We start from the raw sequence: 22,267 nt of genomic DNA on the forward strand, positions 1-22,267 counted from the left end.
CTTATGGAGGTGATGCAACTGTTAAAAGACCTGAGCTTAATAAAGAGGTAACAGATCAAGATTGGGATAATTTTGTCTACAATAGAAAAAGTTTAAGAGGAAAACATTTAGAGTTATGGCAGCATTTATCAGGCTGTAGACAGTGGATAAAAGTTGAAAGAGATACTGCAACTCATGAAATATTTAGAACATTAAAAGCTAATGAGGATAATTCGTAATGAATCAAAGTTATCGTTTACCTGATGTTGGTCTAATAGATAGAGATAAGAAATTATCATTTAAGTTTAATGGTAAAATTTATTACGGATATGAAGGGGATACTCTTGCTTCAGCTTTAATAGCTAACGGCGTTCATTTAATTGGTAGAAGTTTCAAATATCATAGACCAAGAGGGTTTTTTGGAGCAGGAGTGGATGAGCCTTATGCAATTGTTCAATTATATAGAAATGGTGAAACGGAGCCAAATATTAAAGCTACAGAACAAGAACTTTTTGAGGGTTTAGAAGCAACAAGTGTAAACTGCTGGCCAAGTGTAAACTTTGATATTGGAGCAATAAATAATTTTTTAAAAATATTTTTACCTGCTGGGTTTTATTACAAAACTTTTATGTGGCCAAAAAGTTTTTGGTATAAAGTTTACGAACCTTTTATTAGAAAAGCAGCAGGACTTGGTGTTGCATCAATCAAACATGATAAGGAAAGATACGAACATAAATATGAATATTGTGATTTATTAATTGCAGGTTCAGGACCATCAGGTTTAGCAAGTGCGTATGCTGCAGCAAAAAATGGAGCTCGAGTTATTTTAGCTGAAGACAAAGCTAGACATGGAGGAACATTGTTAACTAGCGATGTCAATATTGGAAACCAGTCAGGCAAAGAATGGGCTGATGGAATAATTTCAGAACTTAAAGAAATGCCAAATGTGATTATTAAAAATAGATCTCAAGTGTTTGGATACTATGATCATAATATGTTGGTGATGTCTGAAAGAATTAGTGATCACTTACCAAAAACAAAACAATATCATCCAAAACAAAGACTTTGGTATATTAGAGCAAAAGAAGTTTTAATTTCTTCAGGATCAATTGAAAGACCTATCGTTTTTGGAAACAATGATACACCAGGTGTTATGCTTTCATCAGCAGCAAAAGAATACCTAAAAGTTTATGGAGTATTAGTTGGAAGAAAACCTTTAATATTTACTAATAATGATAGTGGATATGAAACTGCAATTGAATTTAAAAAAAATGGTGTTGACCCAATTATTTTAGATACAAGAAAAGATCCTCAATCTGAAATAGTTGATGAAGCAAAAAACTTAGGAATAAATATTAAGTTTTCTTATGTAGTAGTAGCAGCTCAAGGTTATAAAAAAGTAAAATCAGCAGATATTGCAAAAATTTCAGATGATAAAGAACAACTTGGTACGTTAGAAAATATTGTATGTGATTGCATATGTGTTTCAGGATTTTGGACGCCAACAATCCATTTAGCTTCACAATCAGGAAATAAAACAAAATTTAATGAAGATATTGATGCATTTGTTCCAGGTGTATCAAAACAAAATGAAACAACTTTAGGTGCTGCAAACGGATCTTATACTTTAGAAGAGACTTTAAAAAGTTCTTTTGAAACTGCCCATGAGTTATCAAAAAAAATTACTAAAAATGATAATAAGGTTTCTCTTCCAAATATTGTTGAAAAAAAATCAACAACACATGATAAGTTTTGGTGTGTGCCATTACCTGAAGGAAAAAATTATAAAAGATTTTTAGATTTTCAAAATGATGTAGCAGTCTCTGATATCGAGATAGCACTTAAAGAGGGGTATCGATCAATTGAGCATGTTAAAAGATACACAACACTAGGAATGGCAACTGATCAAGGTAAAACAAGTAACTTAAACGGTTTACAATTAGTATCGAATATTGAAAACAAAGTAGTACCAAATGTTGGTCACACTACTTTTAGACCTCCATACACACCAGTATCTATAGGTGCAATTGTAGGAAGAGAGGTTGGAAAACATTCAAAACCAACAAGAAAATCACCAATGCATTCATGGCATGAAAAAAATAAAGCAGTATTTGTTGATGCGGGTGTGTGGTTAAGACCAAGATATTACAAACAAGGTGATGAAAATTTATTTGAAGGATCAAAAAGAGAAGCGAAAAATGTGAGAACAAATGTAGGAGTTTGTGATGTAACTACATTAGGTAAAATAGATATTAAAGGACCTGATGCAGCAGAGCTTTTAAATAGAGTTTATACAAATGCATGGTTAAAGCTGCCAGTCGGCAAAGCAAGATACGGTGTGATGTTAAGAGAAGATGGAATTGTCATGGATGATGGAACAACGACAAGAATTTCGGAAAACCATTATCATATGACAACCACGACAGCACAAGCTGCAAATGTTCTTTCGCATTTAGAGTATTATCTACAATTAGTGTGGCCAGAGTTAAATGTAAATGTTGTATCAACTACAGAACAATGGGCAGGAGCTGCAATTGCTGGACCTAAGTCTAGAGATTTATTAAAAAAACTATTTCCAAATTCAGATGTGTCGAATGAAGGATTGCCTTTTATGGGTTACATTGAAGAAGATTTGTTTGGTGTTAAGGCTAGAATTTTTAGAATTTCATTTTCTGGTGAACTTGCCTATGAAATTAATGTTGAGTCTGACAATGGAATTTTTATGTGGGAAAAAATTATGGAAGTTGGTCAAGAATTTAAAATCCAGCCTTATGGAACAGAAGCATTATCAACACTTAGAATTGAAATGGGTCACGTAGCAGGTTCCGAGCTTGATGGAAGAACAATACCTTATGATAATTCCCTAGAAGGATTATTAAGTCAAAAGAAAGATTTTATTGGAAAAAGATCTTTAACAAGAGAAGCATTTATTGCTGAAGATAGACAAAAAGTTGTTGGAGTTGTTCCTTTAGACAAAAAAACAAGTATACCAGAAGGGTCACATTTAGTTAAAGACTCTAATGCACCTCTTCCAAATCCAAAATTAGGTTATATTTCAGCTTCTTGTTGGAGCGTTGAGCATGATAATCCATTTTCTTTAGCAATTTTAAAAGACGGAAAAAATATGATTGGTGAAAAGTTATTTGTAATGTCTCCACTAAAAAATAAAGTAATTCCAGTTGAGATTGTTTCGTCACACTACGTTGATCCTAAAGGTGAAAGGGTTAGATCGTGAGTTTAGTATCAGCCTTAGCAAATGTTCATTCAACAGGTCAATTTGGAGATCATGAGGGCAAAGATGAAAATAATCTTTTAAGAATATCTGAAATAAAGAATTTATTAATAGTACAAATAGTTAAGTATAAAAATTCTAAAGTCTCATTTGAAAACATTGATATTGATGGTTTAAAATTAAAAGATAAACCACTAAGTGTAATAAATAATAAAGACACAAGAATTTTATGGAATGGGCCACAAAATTGGCTTTTGGTTTCAACAAAAAAAGATTTACTTAAAAATATATCACAAAATTTAAATGAAACAGATTTTGCTGTAACTGATTTATCTCATTCAAAAGCTATAATTGAAATAGAAGGACAAGATGTAAAAGAAGTTTTAAAAAAGGGATGTCCTTTTAATTTTAATACTTTAGAAAAAAATAATTCAATAAATTCTACTTATAATGGAATAACGTTTACAGTTGATTTGTTAGACGACAATCCTGATAAAGTGAGATTATTTGCCCTAAGAAGTTTTGGCGAATCTTTGTATCATTCTGTTACAGATGCATCTTTAGAGTTTGGTTTTAAGTCTCTGTAAATACTTTTAATCTCTTGTTGCAATATAAACACCAATTGTGGTTATTAAAAAACCAAAAAGGTCTAAATTAGTCAAACTTTCATTTAAAAAAAGCCAAGCCATAAAAGCAGATGTAGCTGGAATTAAAAAAAATATAGAGACAGTTTTGCTTGCTGAGTTATTTTTAATTAAATACATCAATATTGTAAAAGCACCAAATGAAACTAAAAAAATCTGGTGGCTCATTGCAATAATAAATGTTTGTGAAAATTCTATATATGGTTTTGTAAATAAAATTACAATCAATAGATGAAAGCTAAAACCACCTATAGCTTGATACATGTTACTAACTGATAAAGGTAAATTATTACTAATTTTTTTTTGCCAGATTGTAGAGGAAGTTATTGCAACTAATGCTATTATAGTTGCAACCAAACCAACAATTGGAATATCTGATCCAATATCAAGACCCAAAACTAAGGTCGCTCCTATAAAACCAAGCAAAACACCAATCCATTGTTTCATTGATACTTTTTCATTTAAAATTGGGCCACTTAAAGCATTTGTTAGTATCGGCTGGAGTGTAACAATTAGAGCAGCTATTCCGGTGGGCATTCCTTTTGAAATTGAGTAAAAAACTCCCCCTAAATAAAATCCATGAAAGAGAACCCCACTAAGAAAAGACTCAATAAAGTTTTTTTTATCAATCAAAATTTTTTGTTTTGAATATATAGAAAACAAGAAAAAACCAATCGCCACTATCGAAAATCTAAAAGCCAATGCCGCAAATGGATCGCTATTATCAATGATCGGCTTAGTAGTAATGAACGCTGAAGACCATAATAATATAAATATGAATGGAAATATTTTAACCATTTTAATAGAGAATAAATATTATCAAATTAATCTAAGATATTTAAGGTAATTAATTTTTTTTGTTTTGTTTCATTGCACCACATTTCATAACTTTCACAAACTCTCCAAAGATGATCAAAAGCTCTTTGAGAGATCTCAAGAGGAAAATGAGTTTTTGCGTAGTATAATTTAGGAATTTTCATCAAAAACTTAATCATAGAGTCTTTTTGCAACTCTAAAAGTCGCATAGTTTCTTCATTAATCTTTTTGCCAGTAATATTGTCTATAAAATTATTATTTTTTAATTCTAAAAACCATTGATTGTGAAATTCTCCTGAACTTATCAGGTCATAGTCTTTTGTTGTCATAAAAACTTCAAATGCTTGTATATTAGTCATTTCAGAGTTTTCTTTTTTTATCTTATCAACTTTTGAATAAATTAACTCTGCAACTCTTAGAACATAAGGCTTATCTTTATCTTGGGACATGAATTATCTTTTGTGTTTAGACATAGCTGAATTAGCAAGAATTAAATTTGGATCTAAAAAGATTTTAGAGGACTTTACATTACTAAATGATTTAAAAGCAAAAATTGCAATTGGAAGCTCTGTGCAGCCTAATATTATTTTTTTACATTTCATTTTAATTAATTCATTAATTGCAGGTTTAATTGCTTTTGCGGCAGCTTTAACATTACCCATTTTAACAAATTTTATGGCTTTATTTACTGATTTTTTTTGAAGGTTTTGAGAGGGTTGTATTAAATTATAATCTTTATTAAAAATTTTATCGTATACACCTGTTTTAAGTGTTCCTTCAGTAGCCAACAAACCTACTTTTGAATTTTTCTTACAATTTTTTTTTGTAAATTTAAAAACTTCCTTTGGCATATTTACAATTGGAATATTGATTTTTTTTTGCAAATCATCAAACCAATAATGAGCAGTGTTACATGGTATAACAATAAATTTACATTTATTTTTTTCAAGCAATTTACATCCATGAAGTAAACTTTTTAAAACATTGTTATATTTCTTTTTACTTTTGTTATTTGAAGATTTATTTGATAAATTTTTAGTTTGTACTCCAATAGACTCTGGTCTACCAGGTATGTTTGATTTGTTATAAAGAATGAATAAGGGGTACTCTTGATCAATTTTTCCTCTGTTTAAGATTGCAAGTTTATTACAAAAATCTAAACCTGCTTGAGTTCCCATTCCACCTAAAATTCCGATCATATTTTTTTTGAATAACTTATATTAGATTGGTTTATTTATTCCTCTCATAAATACAATAAGTAGGCAACCACTTTTAGTATGAGAGTTATGAGTAGTTCCAGGTTCAAAAGTTATAAAATCACCTTTTTTAAAAACTTTTCCATCTACATCTTCTAGTTCACCTTTAATTACATAAAATTCTTCAAATCCTTGATGTATATGTGGTAGGCTTTTTGCACCAGGATCCATTTTTAATATATACGTACCGAATCCTCCATTTTTTTTATCATAACTTACTTTGTGCCAACTCATTCCTTTTACTGGCTCACCATAATTGTCAAATGGTTCAAATTTTAGATTATCTATATTTTTAACAAATCTTTCACTCATAATAATACCTACTGTACTATTAAAATTGATAATTGAAAATTGTGTTTAAAGATTGTTTTTGGTATTGGCTGAAATTTAAAATATAAATCAGTAGATTTAAATTTTTGCTATCTCAGCCAATAGTGAAGTGTGAATATTATGCAGTTTTTAAGTTAACTGCTGAAGGACCTTTAGGACCATCTTCAACATCGAAAGTCAAAGCTTGACCCTCATCTAAACCGTTCATACCAGCATCTCTTACAGCTGAAACATGTACAAACACATCTTTTTCTTTGTCTTCTCTTTCAATAAAACCAAAACCTTTAGTTGGATTGAACCATTTTACTTTTCCTTGTAGACTCATATTTATCTTCTTACTTTTCGTTATATTAATTTATTACTTATAATTAAGTAATTCTGGCTTTGTTTAGATTTATTGAGGTTTTGTCAACTAAATTGATTAGATAAAATTGTTTTATGTAGATTTTGTAAGATAAACAGAATTCACATCCTCTTTATAGTGAGCAAAAGGATCGCATGTTTGAAAACCACACTGTTTAAATAACTTTCTGGCAGGTTTGAAGAATTCACCTGCACCAGTCTCTATACTTAACTTTTTAATATTCAATTTTTTTGCTTCATTGATTAAATGATTTATCACGTTAATACCATTACCCTTTCTTCTAAAATTGTCATGAATCCTAATCGATTTGAATTCCCCATGATCTTGTTCTAGAAATTTTAAAGCACCACAGCCCATTAACATGCTATCCTGCCATAAACTCCAAAATTTTATTGATGGAACTTTTAATCCAGGAATATCTAGGACATGAGCACTTCCTTCAGGAGAGGCAGCTCTCAACTCAATGAAATGCTTTGTGAGAAGCTCATTAACCTCAGGATTATCAAAATTACCCTCTACAGATTTTAGCATTTAAATTAAAGTTGTGAAATGACCCATTTTTCTTTTTTCTTTAATCTCTTTTTTTAAATAGTCAAAAAAAAACTCATTTTCTTTAAATTTAGCAACTTTTCTATACTCAGATATTTGATCTCCAATTAAATTAACCATTGTCGCATTAGATAATTTTTTTAACGGTATTTGTTCTAAACCACAAACTGCCCTAACATGATTTTCAAATTGACTAACGTTATAAGCATTTATTGTAAGATGACCTGAATTATGAACTCTTGGAGCAATTTCGTTAACATATAAATTGTCATTTCTATCAATAAAGAACTCAACACATAGAGTTCCAACATATTTTAGTTCCTCAGCAATAGACATTGCCCAATCTTTAGATTGATCATAAATTTTTTTATCTATTTCCGCAGGAATTTTTGAAAATTTTAATATTTGATTTTCATGATTGTTTTCTATCGGTTCATAAATTTCATATTTTTGATTATTAAATCTTGTAATAATTATTGAAATTTCTTTCTTTAATTTAACTAATTTTTCTAAAATATATCCTTGTGAAAAATCAATATTCAGTGAACTTAATTCTTCGATTGAATTTATGGGATATTGACCTTTGCCATCATAACCAAGAGTAGTTGTTTTTAAAATACCAGGCAAAAGATCTTCCAGAGAGTCTATTTCAGATTCACTTTCTACTGAAGCATACCTTGTAGTTCTAATATTTAAATTATTTACAAAGTCTTTTTCTGCCAATCTATGTTGGATAATTCTATTAACAGAAGGTTTTGGTAAAACAGGTTTTAATTTGTTTATTTCATTTAATGTTTCAAAAGGAATATTTTCAAATTCAAAAGTTACACAATTAACTAAATTTACAAATTCAATGATTTTTTCTTTATCATTATAGTTACCTGAAATAAATTTATCACAAAAGTTTTGTGCTGGTGCATCTGAGTCATCGCAATAAATTATAGTTTTAATATTTAATTTCTTGGCTGAAATTGCAAGCATGCTACCAAGCTGACCACCCCCAATAATACCAAGAGTAATATCTGTCATTTTATTTTGGTTTTTTTTTAACAGCTTTTGTTTGTTGTATTCTCAAATTGTTTAAATTTTTTTTTACAGTTGGATTTGTATTTGCAATAATTGCAGCGGCTAATAAAGCAGCATTAATTGCACCATCTTCACCTATAGCTAGTGTTCCTACAGGAATTCCTTTAGGCATTTGAGCAATAGATAGTAAGCTATCTAACCCTTTAAGTTTTTTACTTTCAATTGGTATACCTAAAACAGGAAGGGGAGTCAGAGCAGCAATCATTCCAGGTAAGTGGGCAGATCCTCCAGCACCAGCAATAATTACACCAATATTATTTTGTTCAGCAGTGGATGCAAACTCATACATTCTCTTAGGAGTTCGGTGGGCAGATATAATCTTTGTCTCAAAAGAAACTCCAATTTTTTTTAGAGTTTTTTCAGTAAGTTGCATAGTTTTATAGTCAGATTGACTTCCCATTACTATTGAAACTTTTAGTGATTTATTTTTTTTCATGAAAAACTAATAAAAGTCTTATTTCAAAATTAGCTTAAAATTTCAATAAAATTAATAGTATTTAAAAATCATTTTGATTAAAGTTACTCATAATATGAATTTTAAAATTGATAATCTGCAATACTGTAATTGGTCTAGAAAAATTTTTGAATATAATAGATCTGCTGGACTTGATGCAGTTCATGTAACAATTGTTTATCATGAGGACTATCATGAACTTTTAGAAGAAGTTAAAAAATGGGAAATTCTTTTTTCTGAAAACTCTGATTTAATATTCCTTGGTAAAGATTACAAAGATATTGAAAAAGCAAATCGTGAAAATAAGACAGCAATTTTTTTTGGTTTTCAAAATTGCTCACCAATTGAAGATGATATCAATTTAGTTGAAAAAGTTCACGACTTGGGGTGTAGATTTATGCAACTTACTTATAACAACCAATCCTTGCTCGCTACAGGCTGTTATGAAAAGATTGATAGTGGAGTTACAAACTTTGGACGTGAAGCAATCAAAGAAATGAACAGAGTGGGTGTAGTTGTTGACATGTCCCATTCAGCAGAAAAAAGTACATTTGATGCAATTGAAATAAGTGAAAAGCCAATAGCAATCACTCACGCAAATCCTGCATTTTGGCATGCAGCGAAAAGAAATAAATCTAGTGATCTTTTAAAAATACTAAGTGAAAGTGGTGGTATGTTGGGGCTGTCTTTATATCCCCATCATTTAAAAGAAAACACTAATTGTACAATTGAAAGTTTTTGTGAAATGGTTGCTAAAACTGCTGAAATTATGGATTTAAAGAATATTGGCATAGGTTCAGATCTTTGCTTGGATCAGCCTGACACTGTTGTTGAATGGATGAGAAATGGTACTTGGTCTAAAAGTAAAAATTATGGAGAAGGTTCAAAAAATAAACCTGGTTTTCCAAAGCAACCTGAATGGTTTGAGGATGCTAGAGGATTTAAAAATATTGAAATTGGTTTAAAAAAAGTAGGTTTTTCAGATAGTGAGACACATGGAATACTAGGAAACAACTGGTATAACTTTTATAAATTGATCTAGTTATGAAAGTTGAGTTAAGAGATCCAAACACAATAATGAAATTGTCAAGATTGGGTTCATTCCATCAGTCAAAATTATCATTTTTAAGAAGTTTTTTAAGAGAATTCAAAGACTGGGATTATAAAAGAGATTTATTTAATCTTGATCAAAATGGATATGGAGAAGCGGTCTACTCATTTAAGAAAAAGAATAGAGTTTATTCATTAGTTTGTTTTGCTAACGAAATTAAAGATGAAGAAAGATCGGATAGAGTTATAGCAACTAAATGGGACGCAGCATTTACATTGCATGATGGTATTCCAAGTTCTGAAGACATTGATAGATTAAAAAATCAAGTTCCCAAACAGGAAGTGGGTAGACTTTCATTTAAGGAGTTAACTTTATCAAGAGCCAATAAATCTGTAAGAGTTTTCAATCATGTAGTAGACAGTTTAAGTGAAGGTAATCAGCCAGACTTAGATTTGTTATCTAAAGTTGGATATTTATATAGGACAACAGCAGTATATGGATCTGGAAAATTTGGATTGGCTGATAGATTTAGAATTAAAAATAGAGAGGAAATTAATGGTCCTTTTAGATTGGAAATGATGTTGGTTTATCTAGTAAGACAATTTACTTTTGATCAGGTTAATCATGTAGCTCATCATAAAAACCCAGAAAAAGCTGTTAAATTAGAAGGGCAAATTTGTAAAAACTTAGGGATTGGAAACTCTACTGGTCTTGGTATGGCTCCCTTTATAGTCAATCATCCAACACTACTAAATAATTGGATTTTAAGCAGAGAAACAGCCTTAAAAAAAATTAGAGAAATTAAAACAGTTAAAAAAGAAGAGAGTGAACTTTTCATAGACTGTGTAAAAAAATCTATAATAAATATTACTACTTGGAATACTGATAGTGAGTATCAGCAAATAAAAATTAAATCACTTTTAAAAGATGTTGAGAAATTTATTAACTATATTGAAAATGATTTTAATTTTAAAATTGAGTATCCTTTTAATGAGATATATTTGTGGTTAGAACAAAATACTTGTGAAGAATGTATAGAATATATAGTTTCCATAATGATGGAGCCTTATAATGATATAACGGAGCCTTTAGTTGCTAATATGAGCTCTGATGAAGATAAGTATTTTAATATTCCAACCAACCGAACAACGAATGAATTAAAAGATATTATTATAGCAAGATATCCAAATATTTTAGAAAATTGATTTTGACCAAAAGGAAAATTTTCAAAATTTTTGGTTTATATCTAAAAATAAAGAAGAACCTAGATTGGCTGATAGGTTTGAAGAACATGGATCTGAACTTGAGCAACCACTTGCGATTGCAAGAGATATAAAAAAACTTTATGTAAAACTTTTATCTGAAAAAGAAAACTTAACTATTGCTCAATTTTTATCTTCTAATTCTGAATTTAGACATGTTGTCAGACGAGCTTTTATAGTAGAAAAATTTCCATATTCTGAAATTCAAGACAATACAATTGGTAAAAGATATTGTTCCTATTGATATGCTTGAGACTTAAATTATCTTTTTTTGGAGCATTAAAGTTTGACCCAAGATCAGATAAATGGTTAAGAATTTGCATGTTTCAAGGTGCTCCGTTGCCACACTGAATTAAAAAATTATGATGAGCAATGGGTTTATAAATCTGTATAATTAATAATGAGATCTTTAAGTGAAATTGAAACTGCAGTCAAAAGAGCAAGTAGAGCAGTTGGTTTTTCTTGGGGTAATTCTGAAGAAGTTGGAAAATCTATTCGCCAACTAGAGTTATTTGGTTTTCAAGGAATTAAAAATTTAAATCAATATTATAAAGATAAAGCCACAAAAGAATTTGAAGATTTAAATTTAATCAGTGAAAAAAATGAGACTTCATCTAGATGCTTATTGTCCAATTATACTTGGTATTAGTTTTTTAGATCAAATTAAATCACTAGAAAGTTTTAAAACAATAAAGTTCAAAAAAATTGCATATCCTGTTATTTTTTTATCTTTTTTAAGTAGAGCTTCAGAAATTAGTGGAAAAAAAATACATGCTAATATTTGATCAAAATGAAATTTTACTTAATTTGAATGTAAATATTTCTTCAAATTTTTTGAACCAAGAGATTCCTAAGTTTGCAAACGAAATTGAGATTAAGTTCATTGATAAAATGAGATAATCTTACAGTGAGTCAGAGTGGAATAGTCTTTACAAATTAGCAGAAGATACTTTTGTGGAGGAAAGTGACAGTTTAAAACAAGGCGCAGCTGGTGCAGGACTTACAGATAATGACTGATAATTTAGAAGATAAATACGAAGAAGAAATTAATTAGAGAATTAAATAATATTTGTGATGAATGTAAAAAAGAGGATGAGAGTGTTTCTCAAAATTTAATTTTAACTAGTTATAAATTGTGCTCGTCGTGTAGAGTTTCTAAAACTATTTTTCCAATTTAGCTAATCTGATTAACAGGCAGCATATTCATTCTACTCATTACAAAAGAAATAGATAAAAATGCAATTATTAGGAATGATAAAAATACAATTCCAAAAGATTTCATATTAGATTTAAACCTAATACTTGTTTCGTGGAGATAATTAATCCTGCAAAAATCCAAAATTGAGTAAGAAAAATTATTGGTATCATCATATTTGGTGTTACTGCAAAAAATCTAAGTAAACCTGGTGCATGAGCAAAGCCAACTGCAGTTAACACTTTTTTAAAAGGAACTTTTGTATTTTTATCTGGAAAAAGTTTAACACCAATTACATAGATAAAGATTGCCCATACTAACCAAGTTAAAATTGATGTTAATCCAGACATTGCAACTGCAGTTTTAATTACTGTGTTTGCAGCTACAGCACCTGCAATTCCATCTAAGATCATTATAAGTCCAGCAAAATAAACTGAGGCTTCACCAAAGTTTTTATTATCTGTAGTAAAGAGACTTATCTAATTTAATTGATTTAAATACTATACTTAAAAATTCACCAAACATTAATTTTTATTCTTTTTATTTTTTTGCGCTTTATACGAAACTATTAGTGGAAATATTATTAAAGCAATCGCAATGATAATGCAAATTACGATTAAAAAACCTTTAGTCATTGAAAAAATGGGGGAGCTTTAATTTTTGCTCCCCCATAATAATAAATTTAGCCTTTTACAACTTCTCTAGTGTTAGCGTTGAAAGACTCTTTGAATGGAATATCCACTACTACTGCATCAACAGGTGTTCCTGGTGTGTCTGAGTATTTTTCAGGTAAGATGAACTTTATATTTAGTTCCAACTTTACCTTTTGGAAAGCCATTTGCAGTTTAATGTTCCATCAAATGGCACATATCCCATTGCAATGTTTTGTTTTTTCTCTGGGTGATACCAAGGAGAAGTGATAAATCCTACTGGATCTCCACCACTCTCAGGTGATACTAGCCAAAAATCAGGAGCGTACTCTTCAATTGGTTTTCCACCTAACTCAAGTCCAACTAATTGAAGCTTGTAAGGTTTTTTACCATCTTTAAGTTCAGCGCCCATTTTTTCTAATGCGGCTTTACCCACATAGTCTCCTTTTTTAGCCCATTCACCTTTTCCAGATAATGAAACTTGGTAACCTAAGTTACACTGAAAAGGATTGTGTTGTTGATCCATATCTTGACCCCATGAAAGAATTCCAGCTTGAATTCTTCTGTGGTGAGCAGGAGCAATAACCATAAGGCTATGTTTTTTACCTGCTTCAAGAACAGCATTCCACATATCCTCAGCATATAAAGTAGAGTCTCTTAAGTATATTTCATATCCAGCTTCTCCTGAGAAACCAGATTGTGAAATGACACAACTTCTTCCACCCACTTTAACTTCTGCTAAACCGTAGAAAGGCATATTGTCGAAATCAACTTGATCTCCACAAAGATCTTTCATTAAAGCTTTTGATTTAGGTCCTTGTATTTGCACAGGACTGACATCAATTTCTTCAATCGTACAGTCAAATCTTCCATCAGCATTTACCCCTTGAAGGTACATACCAATATCAGAGTCTGATAATGAGAACCAAAATTCATCTTCAGAAATTCTAAGAAGAATTGGATCATTTAAAACTCCACCATATGCATTACACAAGATTACATATCTTGCTCTCATAGGAGAAATTTTTGTTGCATCTCTAGTTATTACATAGTCAGTAAATTTTTCTGCATCCGGACCCTTAACTCTGATTTGTCTTTCAACAGCAACGTTCCACATAGTAACGTGATTTACAATTGCATCGTACTCAACCATTGCTCCACCATCTTCTGGTTTTACATATCCTCTTGGGTGATAAATACGATTGTAAACAGTTGCTCTCCAGCAACCTGCCTGCATTGATAAATGCCAATAAGGTGATTTTCTTACCCTTGTTGAGATAAGCATTTCAACTTTAGTTGGCCCACTTTGTCTTAAATTGTATGGTACTGCACGATCTGATTGATCAACTGAAGTAACATGTTTTAGTTTAGTATAGTCAAATTCATTAGACATAACTATTCTCCTTCAACCACTTGTTTGTTTCCTTCAAGCCGCCGAATGTATAAATGTGGAAGTTATCAGTATGCGATTTAACTTTCCCAATTAAATCATTAGGGTCTTTAGGTTTCAATAAATCTAACGCCTTACTAAAATTAGATTTAAGAAAATTTATGGAATTTTTCGCCCCAACAATATTAGCAAATTTTATTAAGCTAGATATTTTCATTGGCCCAGTAATACCCACATGCACTGGTACGCTTTGTTTAGAAATGAAATCAACAATAGGCTGACTGATCTAATAACCATTGGGTTACTATGTAATCAGCATAAGGCTTTTTATCTATCATTGCTTTTTCTAAATTTTGTTCTGGTATATCTGGACTTCCTTCAGGATGCCCTGCAATACCAATTTTAATTCCTTCAAAAAAACCTGTTTCTAAAATTTGATATGAGCTATCAAATTTTCCAATTGGTTCTCTACTACCACCAATTACTAAAGCTTGTTTAACTCCTTGATCTTTACATCTTGAAACATAATCTTTTAATCTCATCTTCATTGTTGAATTGATCTTGCAGGAAAATGAGGTACAGGATTAAAACCTTTTTTTACAAGGTCTCCATGATTTGATCAGCAGTATCTTTATAATCTCCACCAGGTAACATTGTAACGTACACATCCTTTACAGGAGGTAAAGTTTCAAGGTCAGTGTGTGGACCAATTTCCAATGAAAAATTCATTTTTCCCGATCATTATCTTATTTGAAAAAGCTGTCAAAGAAATTCAGCATGGCTCAAAATGGAAATTTGTTGCCAAAAATTATGTCCATGGTAATTTTTTTTGTGGATCAAAATCAGAAAAATAAACCTCTCTCAGAGATCTTGGATATCAAGAAATTGATGAATGTGGATAGAGCTATTGAGACTGCAAATGGGCTTCCAAATGAGTGTTACACCAAGTGAGCAATATTTAGAGTATGAAAGAGATAAGATTTTTTGTGATAAATGGACAGTTATTGGGGTGGCTAGTTCAATACCTAAGCTGGAGATGCCAAACCATACAATCTACTCGGGATTCCTTTACTAATTGTTAGAGACAAAGATCTTAATATTAGAGTATTTCATAATGTCTGTAGTCATAGAGGTTTTAAGCTTTTAGACAAACCATGCTCTTTAAAAAATGTAATTAGATGTCCTTATCATTCCTGGTCATATGACTTTAAAGGAAATCTAGTGGCCACCCCTCATATAGGAGGTTTAAATATTCATAATTCAGATCAATTTGAAAAGAATCAGAGCAATCTAAAAGAAGTTAGATCTAAAATATGGATGGATATTATTTTTGTAAATATTAATTCAAATGAAATTGATTTTGAAGATTATATAAAGCCACTTGAGCAAAGATGGTCTAAATTTATTAATCACGAAGATCAAAAATTATTAGTTCATTCTAAAGATCATGGCTCTTTTGATTTAGAAGTTAAATCTAATTGGAAGTTTGCAATTGAAAATTACTGTGAAAGTTATCATTTACCAACTATTCATCCAGAATTAAATAAAGTATCAAATATTAATGATCATTATCACATTCAAGGTTTACCAAATCGATTTGCAGGACAAGGAAGTGAGAAATACGAGCAACCTGTAAAAGGAAATAATAAATTTGATACATTTAAAAATTGGGAAAAAAGTTCACTTAAAAATTCTGAATATATCGCGTTGTTTCCTAATGTAATGATTGGTTTGCACTTAGATCATTTTTATGTTTTTTGGTTAGAACCACTTGCAATCAATAAAACTAAAGAACATATGCAAATGTATTATGTTGGAGATAAAAGTGCTAATGGAGAAGAACTTAAAGAATTAAGAAAAGAAAATGCAAGATTTTGGAAAGATGTTATGTTGGAAGATATAAGTGCAATTGAAGGAATGCAGGAAGGGAAGAGGTTCACCAGTTTATAATGGAGGAAACTTTTCACCAGTTATGGATCAACCAACTCATCAATTTCATAAATGGGTAGCAAATAGTTTATTATAAAGATGAAAATTATTTTAATAATGGGCCTACCAGGCTCTGGCAAAACAACTCTAGCAAATGAACTTAGCTCCAATGCTTAATGCTAAAAGATTAAATGCCGATGAAGTTAGAAAAGAAGCTAATGATTGGGATTTTTCTGAAGAGGGAAGAAAAAGACAAGCAAAAAGAATGGCAAATTTTGCTATTAAGCTTAAAAGAAGAAGGAAATTTTGTTGTAGCAGATTTTGTTTGTCCAACACCTGAAGCAAGAGCTTTGTTTCCTGCAGATTTTGTTATTTGGGTCGATACAATTAAAGAGGGAAGGTTTGATGACACCAACAAGATGTTTGTAAAGCCAGATAAATTTAATTTTCAGGTTACCTCTCAAGATGCAGTTCTATGGGCACCAAAGATCCTTTTAGAAATAGAAAAAAAATAAGTTTTTTTTGATTTTATTTTTGACCAAAATTACATTTTCTTAAAATACAAACAAAAATTGAAGCTGTAGCTAACATAATTAAAGCATAAGCTGCAGTTGGAACCATATAAACAACATTGTCAAATAATTGAGTTCCAACAAAAACTGCCAAGGTTCCATTTTGCAATCCACACTCAAGAGAGATGGCTCTTTGTTGAGCTACACCGGATGCAAAAAATTTAGCAACATAAAATCCTATGGTCATCATTGTTACATTCAAGATTAAAGCTATTGTTCCCGCTCTAGTTAAAAAACTTACAATATTGTTCCACTCTTCAATATAAATTGCAGCAAAAACAACAAAAAATAAGGCTATCGAAATTCTTTGTATTATCTTTAAATTTCTTATCATTAAATCGCCTGTTAAATGTCTAATAATCATTCCAATAATTACTGGAACTGTGACTACAAAAAACATTTTTAAAGAGATCCCTATCATTGAAATTTCCTTAGTAACGTAAGATATTTCAAATAAATCTATTGCAAGAGCAACTATGATTGGAACAGAAATAATACTAACCAAACTCATAAATGCTGTAAGGGACACTGAAAGAGCAACATCACCATCTGCAAATTTTGTTAAAACATTTGAAGTTACACCTCCAGGAGCCGCAGCAATTAACATTACTCCTAAAGCCATTTCAGTTGGAACTTTTAAAATAATAATAAGTAGATAAGCAACTAAAGGTAAAACAAATAATTGACAAACAAAACCAATAAAAAAATCTTTTGGATTTTTAATTACTCTTGAAAAATCACTTAACGTTAAGGAAGCACCCAGGCCTAGCATAATGATAGCTAATGCTATTGGAGCTATCGATGTTACTATTCCCATAATTTACCGATCTTAATTAGTGCTTATTAAATTAATTTGGTTAAATACTCTGTATAAAAAAGAACTCAACGAGATCATATTTTTATCTTGTAATTTTTTAATTATTTTAAATTGTTTGCTTTTTGTGTTCATTGAAAAAGAGTAAAGTTTTTTCTCATCTATATCTAAAAATTTATTTTCAATTAAAAATTCTAATTTTCTAACAACTGTTGCTCGAGGAATTCCTGTTATATCTGATATAGAAAACGCATTCATGCCTACTTGATTATTTTTTTTAACTTCTTTGAAAAATATTTCTCTATCAAAGTCTTTATTTTTAAAATTTTTATTTTGTACTGTATTTATTAATACAATTAATCCTATACATATAGTTTCTAAATCTAGAGTTTTAGTGTCTGTTTTCCAACGATTAGTAAAAACAAATAAAAACTTATAAAAATGATACCAGCAAAAAGAAAAATTTTCTTTAATTGAGTTTGAAATTTCACTTACATTAAAAGCTCTATTGGATATTTTTTCAGATGCTAATATTTCACTAAACTTACTCACCAAGATGCTAAATTCTTCTAAAGTTTTTTTGGCTTGTGCTGTAATGTAACCAGATCTTTCTATAAATATTTTTTTTCCAGTTTTTTTAATTACTCTTTCTTTTTCTAATGCTTCGATCTTTCGTCTTACACTTTCTTTGGGTATCAAAAGATCTCTTGAGATATCACTAATATTAATTTTTGGAATTTCTAATGATTTATCTTTATAGAATGTGTCGTAATCAATTATTATTCCATTTTTCCTAAACAATATTAAATCTTTATTAATGAGATAAACTAAAATTATAAATTTTTCGATATCTCTATACTCACTATATGATCGGATAAGCCAATTGGTAACTAATGAGAAATATGCAGGTGCTAATTTACTAAAATTTTTATTAATAATTTCAAAAATTTTGTCTTCGTTTATTTCGTTAGATATACTTGGTATTGATTTCATGATTGCTAGTAAATTGATGATTTTAATAAACCCATTTTGGTCACTTATCAAGATATCAATTTAAATGCTTTTAAATGAGGCTATAGCTAGCTTATTTTATTCATTTTGGGCACCAACACAGTTGTATTTCCTAGTTTTTCATTAGTCTGTGCTTGTGAAATTTTTTATTAAAGTATCTTTTTCAATATTTTTTATTTGCTTATTTAGTCTTAAAGCATTTGCTGGAGTTACTTACGCTGGTAATGGTGAGAGGCTAGATCTGTCAGGAAGAAATGCATTCCCTCTAGGTATTGCATGGAACAATGATGGATCCAAATTATTTATATCTGGAAGTGATGGTTTTAATCATGGTTCTGATCATGAAGATGCAATTTTGGAATATAGTTGTTTAACAGATTATGATGTTTCGACATGTACTTATGTTCGTGAGCTTCCTTTAAATAACTCTCATTCGGGTGCAAATGGACCTGTAAATATTAAACGTGTTTATGCTTTAGAATTTAATGATACTGGAACAAAATTGTATGTGGGTAGTGGTGCAAACAATACTGGTGATAGCAATGGTCCAAATAGAAAAATTTATGAAATCACACTTGATGATGCATTTAATATGTCAGGTGGAACGTTAACAAACACATTGGATGTGAGTTCAGAGGATAGTATACCAACCGATATCTCATTTAATGACGATGGTTCAAAATTATTTGTCAATGGATTTCAAGGGAACACAGTAATAGTGTATCCATTAGATACTGACTACAGTCTTGCAGCTAGTTCTGTTGGTACCCCAGCTGAATTTGATTTGCCTTCTCAGACACCCAAAAACAAAGATATTATTTTTAATAATGATGGAACAAAGATGTATATATCGAGTGCAGATAGTTCTAACGATCATATTTCGGTATATTCTGTACCTACGGCTTTTGATTTGTCAGCTGGTTTTTCACATTTAGGAGATTTTAGTGTGCAGTCACAAAATTCACAACCTTGGGGTATCGAATTTAATGATGTTGGAACAAAACTTTTTATGGTCGGTTTTGCTAGTGAACAATATGTATATGAATATAGTTTAAGCACTGCATTTGATTTAGGTTTTACTGACCCAATATTAAGTTCATCAGTACCAGCTGATAATGCAACTGGTGTTGCAGTGGATGCAAATATAGTTTTAAATTTTAGTGAAAACGTTGATCGTGAAAGTGGAGACATAGAAATTTATAAAATCTCAGGCGAACTTGTTGAAACTATTAGTGTAACTAGTAATCAAGTAACAGGAACTGGAAGTAAGCAAATAACAGTCAACCCATCATCAAATTTTGACGATCTTACTCAATATTATGTCTTAATAGGTCCTACTGCTTTTGATGATGTTGATGGTAGATCATATGCTGGAATACCAAGTGATACAGAAGCTTTAAGTTTTACAACAGTAAATACAATACCCACATTAACTTCATCAGTACCAGATGATGATGCAACCGGTGTGGCACTTAATTCAACTATTGTTCTTAATTTTAGTGAAAATGTTGATGCTGAAAGTGGTGGAACTATAACAATTAAAAAAACAACCGGTAATGCAACAGTTGAAACTATTAGTGTAACTAGTAGTCAAGTAACAGGATCTGGATCATCTCAAATAACGATTACTCCATCATCAAACTTTGAAGAAAACACCGAATATTATATTCTCATAAGCAACTCTGCCTTTGATGATAGTGATGGTGGCTCATATGCTGGAATAGCCTCTTTAACTGATCGAAGTTTTACAACAACTAACACATTGCCTACATTAACTTCATCAGTGCCAACTGATAATGCAACTAATATTGCAGTGGATGCAACTATTGTTCTTAATTTCAGCGAAAATGTTGATGCTGAAAGTGGTGGAACTATAATAATTAAAAAAACATCAGATGATTCACAGGTTGAAAGTATTAACGTAACAGACACCGATCGAGTATCTGGATCTGGATCATCTCAAATAACGATCACTCCATCATCAAACTTTGATAATAATACTGAATATTATGTCTTAATATCTGCTAATGCTTTTGACGATATTAGTAGTGACTCTTATGCTGGAATACCAAGTTCTAAAACTGCTTTAAGTTTTACGACCACTAATGCAGTACCCACATTAACTTCATCAGTACCCGCTGATGATGCAACTGATGTTGAAAGAGACGCAAATATTATTTTAAATTTTAGTGAAAATGTTGATGCTGAAACTGGAGACATAGAAATTTATAAAACCTTAGGCGATGTACTTGTTGAAACCATTGGTGTAACAAGTAGCCAAGTAACAGGATCTGGAACATCCGAAATAACAATTAATCCATCATCAAACTTTGATAGCCTAACTGAATATTATGTTTTAATAGATGCAACTGCTTTTGATAATAGTAGCAGTGGCTCATACGCTGGAATAAGTTCTACAACTGCTTTAAGTTTTACTATTAAAGCAATGGTGGATCCAACAACAGATAAAGATGTTACAGGAACCATTGATGCTCAAAATATGATGGCCAAAACTACCCTCACTGAATTTACAAGCATAGTTAATGATCGACTAAGATATTTAAGACAGAATAGAATTAATAAAGATTTTACCAAAAATAATATAAAATTAGATTTTGGAAACGCAATGTTAACATCGCTTGCAGAAACTATTCCAGCATCAAAGATTTCTTTACCAGATTTAATTCCTAAAAATTGGTCATCATGGAGTGAGGGCTTTATTGGCATGACAAGGATAGGAGATAGTAAAAATTCAACATCAAAAAAAATAGATACCCACGGTTTAGCTTTAGGTTTTGATACAAAATTAAACAATAATGATCTATTAGGTTTAGCATTACAATTTAGTCAAAATGATAGTGAGGTTGGAACTAGTGGAACAGGAATTGATAGTAAAAACTATAATTTATCAATTTATAGGACAAGACCTCTAGATGATGATAATTTTGTTGAAGGGTTTTTTGGATTTGTTTTAACTGAAAATGAACTGGTTAGAAAAAGTGGCACAAATACTTTAAAAGGATCTCGAAATGGAACTCAGATTTTTGGATCAATTAATTATGGTAAAACTTTTGATAAAGAAGATTTTAATTTAACCCCAATAGCTCGTGTTGATCTAGGTTACACTGAATTAGATGCTTATACAGAAATAGGTACTGACGCCTTAACCTACGGTAAACAAACTGTTGAAAGTGGTCTAGCTTCAATTGGTCTTGAGATTAATGATTTTATCAAATTTTCTAAGAGTTCTATAAAACCGTTTGGTTCATTTCAATATGGGCTAGACTTTAGCAATTCATCAGATTCAAAAATGAATTACGTATCAGATACTTCAACGATTTACACATACACTCCAGGTATAAATTCTAAACATTTATTAACAGTAGAGGTTGGATTTAACTATGAGTTAAAAGATCATTTAAAATTAATAGGTATTTTTAAAAGAATTCAAGGAAGCGAAAGTCAGCAAATAAACAATATAAGGTTTGGTTACCATTATATTAGTCAACGTGAAACTGAGTATGCTATGAACTTAGAAGGTTCAGAAAAAATTGGATCTGAGTTTAAAATAAGCAAAAATGTTAATGATTTTAAAATTGATTTTAAATTAATTAATCAAGATCTATCAAAACTTAATAACATTGATGAAGCAACGATTAGCTTTAAGAAGATTTTCTAGTTTA

Annotated in this window: 26 protein-coding genes and 1 pseudogene; 12 read left to right on the top strand and 15 right to left on the bottom strand. The window is 30.4% G+C overall.

The genetic code is table 11. The annotated features are described in order from the left end of the window. From Q0X98_RS06635 to Q0X98_RS06645, 3 genes are all read left to right on the top strand, one after another. Positions 1–218, top strand: a 218-nt coding sequence (locus Q0X98_RS06635) for a sarcosine oxidase subunit delta (RefSeq protein WP_297682291.1), incomplete at its 5' end; no start/stop codon positions are given. Beyond that, complete coding sequence (locus tag Q0X98_RS06640) at positions 218–3,214, top strand: sarcosine oxidase subunit alpha family protein (RefSeq protein WP_297682293.1); 2,997 nt, start codon at positions 218–220, stop codon at positions 3,212–3,214. The genes Q0X98_RS06635 and Q0X98_RS06640, both read left to right, overlap by 1 nt. After that, positions 3,211–3,798, top strand: coding sequence for a sarcosine oxidase subunit gamma family protein (locus tag Q0X98_RS06645; protein WP_297682295.1), 588 nt, complete (start codon positions 3,211–3,213; stop codon positions 3,796–3,798). The genes Q0X98_RS06640 and Q0X98_RS06645 overlap by 4 nt, the downstream gene beginning before the upstream one ends. Positions 3,799–3,804: 6 nt before the next feature. Here Q0X98_RS06645 and Q0X98_RS06650 read toward each other — a convergent pair whose 3' ends face one another. The 8 genes from Q0X98_RS06650 to purE all read right to left on the bottom strand — a co-directional run bounded on the left by Q0X98_RS06650 (position 3,805) and on the right by purE (position 8,692). Further along, complete coding sequence (locus Q0X98_RS06650) at positions 3,805–4,653, bottom strand: DMT family transporter (RefSeq protein ID WP_297682297.1); 849 nt, start codon at positions 4,651–4,653, stop codon at positions 3,805–3,807. A 26-nt stretch (positions 4,654–4,679) separates the two neighbouring features. Then, positions 4,680–5,120, bottom strand: a complete 441-nt coding sequence (locus Q0X98_RS06655) for a hypothetical protein (RefSeq protein WP_297682299.1) — start codon at positions 5,118–5,120, stop codon at positions 4,680–4,682. Positions 5,121–5,123: 3 nt separating this feature from the next. Continuing rightward, positions 5,124–5,870: an amino acid racemase gene (locus tag Q0X98_RS06660; RefSeq protein WP_297682301.1), complete on the bottom strand. Its 747-nt coding sequence runs from the start codon at positions 5,868–5,870 to the stop codon at positions 5,124–5,126. A gap of 21 nt (positions 5,871–5,891) precedes the next feature. Beyond that, on the bottom strand, positions 5,892–6,239 hold the full coding sequence (locus Q0X98_RS06665; protein WP_028037213.1) for a cupin domain-containing protein: 348 nt from the start codon (positions 6,237–6,239) through the stop codon (positions 5,892–5,894). Positions 6,240–6,375: 136 nt separating this feature from the next. Continuing rightward, on the bottom strand, positions 6,376–6,582 hold the full coding sequence (locus Q0X98_RS06670; protein ID WP_008545539.1) for a cold-shock protein: 207 nt from the start codon (positions 6,580–6,582) through the stop codon (positions 6,376–6,378). A 111-nt stretch (positions 6,583–6,693) separates the two neighbouring features. Beyond that, positions 6,694–7,152: a GNAT family N-acetyltransferase gene (locus tag Q0X98_RS06675; RefSeq protein ID WP_297682316.1), complete on the bottom strand. Its 459-nt coding sequence runs from the start codon at positions 7,150–7,152 to the stop codon at positions 6,694–6,696. Further along, the gene (locus tag Q0X98_RS06680; RefSeq protein ID WP_297682318.1) at positions 7,153–8,199 is read right to left on the bottom strand and encodes a 5-(carboxyamino)imidazole ribonucleotide synthase; all 1,047 of its coding nucleotides are present in this window, start codon (positions 8,197–8,199) and stop codon (positions 7,153–7,155) included. A 1-nt stretch (position 8,200) separates the two neighbouring features. Next, a complete protein-coding gene (gene purE, locus Q0X98_RS06685) occupies positions 8,201–8,692 on the bottom strand; it encodes a 5-(carboxyamino)imidazole ribonucleotide mutase (protein ID WP_297682319.1) in 492 nt (163 codons plus the stop codon). A gap of 94 nt (positions 8,693–8,786) precedes the next feature. On the opposite strand from purE, the gene Q0X98_RS06690 reads away from it, so the two are divergent. The 4 genes from Q0X98_RS06690 (at position 8,787) to Q0X98_RS06705 (ending at position 11,672) form a co-directional block, all read left to right on the top strand. Continuing rightward, positions 8,787–9,752, top strand: a complete 966-nt coding sequence (locus Q0X98_RS06690; protein ID WP_297682321.1) for a membrane dipeptidase — start codon at positions 8,787–8,789, stop codon at positions 9,750–9,752. Positions 9,753–9,754: 2 nt separating this feature from the next. Beyond that, entirely contained in the window at positions 9,755–10,966 is a 1,212-nt protein-coding gene (locus Q0X98_RS06695; RefSeq protein WP_297682323.1) for a hypothetical protein, read from the top strand. 64 nt (positions 10,967–11,030) lie between these two features. Beyond that, positions 11,031–11,267 carry a hypothetical protein gene (locus Q0X98_RS06700; protein WP_297682325.1) on the top strand — a complete coding sequence of 79 codons (237 nt, stop codon included), beginning with the start codon at positions 11,031–11,033 and terminating at the stop codon, positions 11,265–11,267. A gap of 156 nt (positions 11,268–11,423) precedes the next feature. Continuing rightward, positions 11,424–11,672, top strand: coding sequence for a DUF3726 domain-containing protein (locus Q0X98_RS06705; protein WP_297682327.1), 249 nt, complete (start codon positions 11,424–11,426; stop codon positions 11,670–11,672). A gap of 629 nt (positions 11,673–12,301) precedes the next feature. On the opposite strand, the gene Q0X98_RS06710 is transcribed toward Q0X98_RS06705, so the two are convergent. From Q0X98_RS06710 to Q0X98_RS06730, 5 genes are all read right to left on the bottom strand, one after another. Then, entirely contained in the window at positions 12,302–12,631 is a 330-nt protein-coding gene (locus tag Q0X98_RS06710; RefSeq protein WP_297682329.1) for a hypothetical protein, read from the bottom strand. 269 nt (positions 12,632–12,900) lie between these two features. Continuing rightward, positions 12,901–13,035, bottom strand: a complete 135-nt coding sequence (locus Q0X98_RS06715; RefSeq protein ID WP_297682331.1) for a hypothetical protein — start codon at positions 13,033–13,035, stop codon at positions 12,901–12,903. A gap of 2 nt (positions 13,036–13,037) precedes the next feature. Then, a complete protein-coding gene (locus tag Q0X98_RS06720; protein WP_297682332.1) occupies positions 13,038–14,261 on the bottom strand; it encodes an aminomethyl transferase family protein in 1,224 nt (407 codons plus the stop codon). 263 nt (positions 14,262–14,524) lie between these two features. Then, on the bottom strand, positions 14,525–14,800 hold the full coding sequence (locus Q0X98_RS06725; protein ID WP_297682334.1) for a hypothetical protein: 276 nt from the start codon (positions 14,798–14,800) through the stop codon (positions 14,525–14,527). 55 nt (positions 14,801–14,855) lie between these two features. Then, the gene (locus tag Q0X98_RS06730) at positions 14,856–14,987 is read right to left on the bottom strand and encodes a hypothetical protein (RefSeq protein WP_297682336.1); all 132 of its coding nucleotides are present in this window, start codon (positions 14,985–14,987) and stop codon (positions 14,856–14,858) included. Between the two features lie 345 nt (positions 14,988–15,332). Here Q0X98_RS06730 and Q0X98_RS06735 point away from each other — a divergent pair. From Q0X98_RS06735 to Q0X98_RS06745, 4 genes and pseudogenes are all read left to right on the top strand, one after another. Then, positions 15,333–15,443, top strand: a pseudogene (locus Q0X98_RS06735) (Rieske 2Fe-2S domain-containing protein); the annotation flags it as partial. A gap of 36 nt (positions 15,444–15,479) precedes the next feature. Continuing rightward, positions 15,480–16,208: an RHO alpha subunit C-terminal catalytic domain-containing protein gene (locus Q0X98_RS06740; RefSeq protein WP_297682338.1), complete on the top strand. Its 729-nt coding sequence runs from the start codon at positions 15,480–15,482 to the stop codon at positions 16,206–16,208. A 96-nt stretch (positions 16,209–16,304) separates the two neighbouring features. Continuing rightward, entirely contained in the window at positions 16,305–16,364 is a 60-nt protein-coding gene (locus Q0X98_RS07490) for a hypothetical protein (RefSeq protein WP_338140428.1), read from the top strand. 20 nt (positions 16,365–16,384) lie between these two features. Continuing rightward, positions 16,385–16,702, top strand: coding sequence for a hypothetical protein (locus tag Q0X98_RS06745; protein WP_297682340.1), 318 nt, complete (start codon positions 16,385–16,387; stop codon positions 16,700–16,702). Positions 16,703–16,715: 13 nt separating this feature from the next. On the opposite strand, the gene Q0X98_RS06750 is transcribed toward Q0X98_RS06745, so the two are convergent. Continuing rightward, entirely contained in the window at positions 16,716–17,576 is an 861-nt protein-coding gene (locus Q0X98_RS06750; RefSeq protein WP_297682342.1) for a bile acid:sodium symporter family protein, read from the bottom strand. A 12-nt stretch (positions 17,577–17,588) separates the two neighbouring features. Then, positions 17,589–18,566, bottom strand: a complete 978-nt coding sequence (locus Q0X98_RS06755; RefSeq protein ID WP_297682344.1) for a MarR family transcriptional regulator — start codon at positions 18,564–18,566, stop codon at positions 17,589–17,591. 154 nt (positions 18,567–18,720) lie between these two features. Between Q0X98_RS06755 and Q0X98_RS06760 the strand changes: the two genes are divergently transcribed. Continuing rightward, the gene (locus Q0X98_RS06760) at positions 18,721–22,263 is read left to right on the top strand and encodes an Ig-like domain-containing protein (RefSeq protein ID WP_297682346.1); all 3,543 of its coding nucleotides are present in this window, start codon (positions 18,721–18,723) and stop codon (positions 22,261–22,263) included. Positions 22,264–22,267: the final 4 nt, after the last annotated feature.

This window comes from uncultured Candidatus Pelagibacter sp., assembly GCF_943788075.1.
GTDB lineage: Bacteria > Pseudomonadota > Alphaproteobacteria > Pelagibacterales > Pelagibacteraceae > Pelagibacter.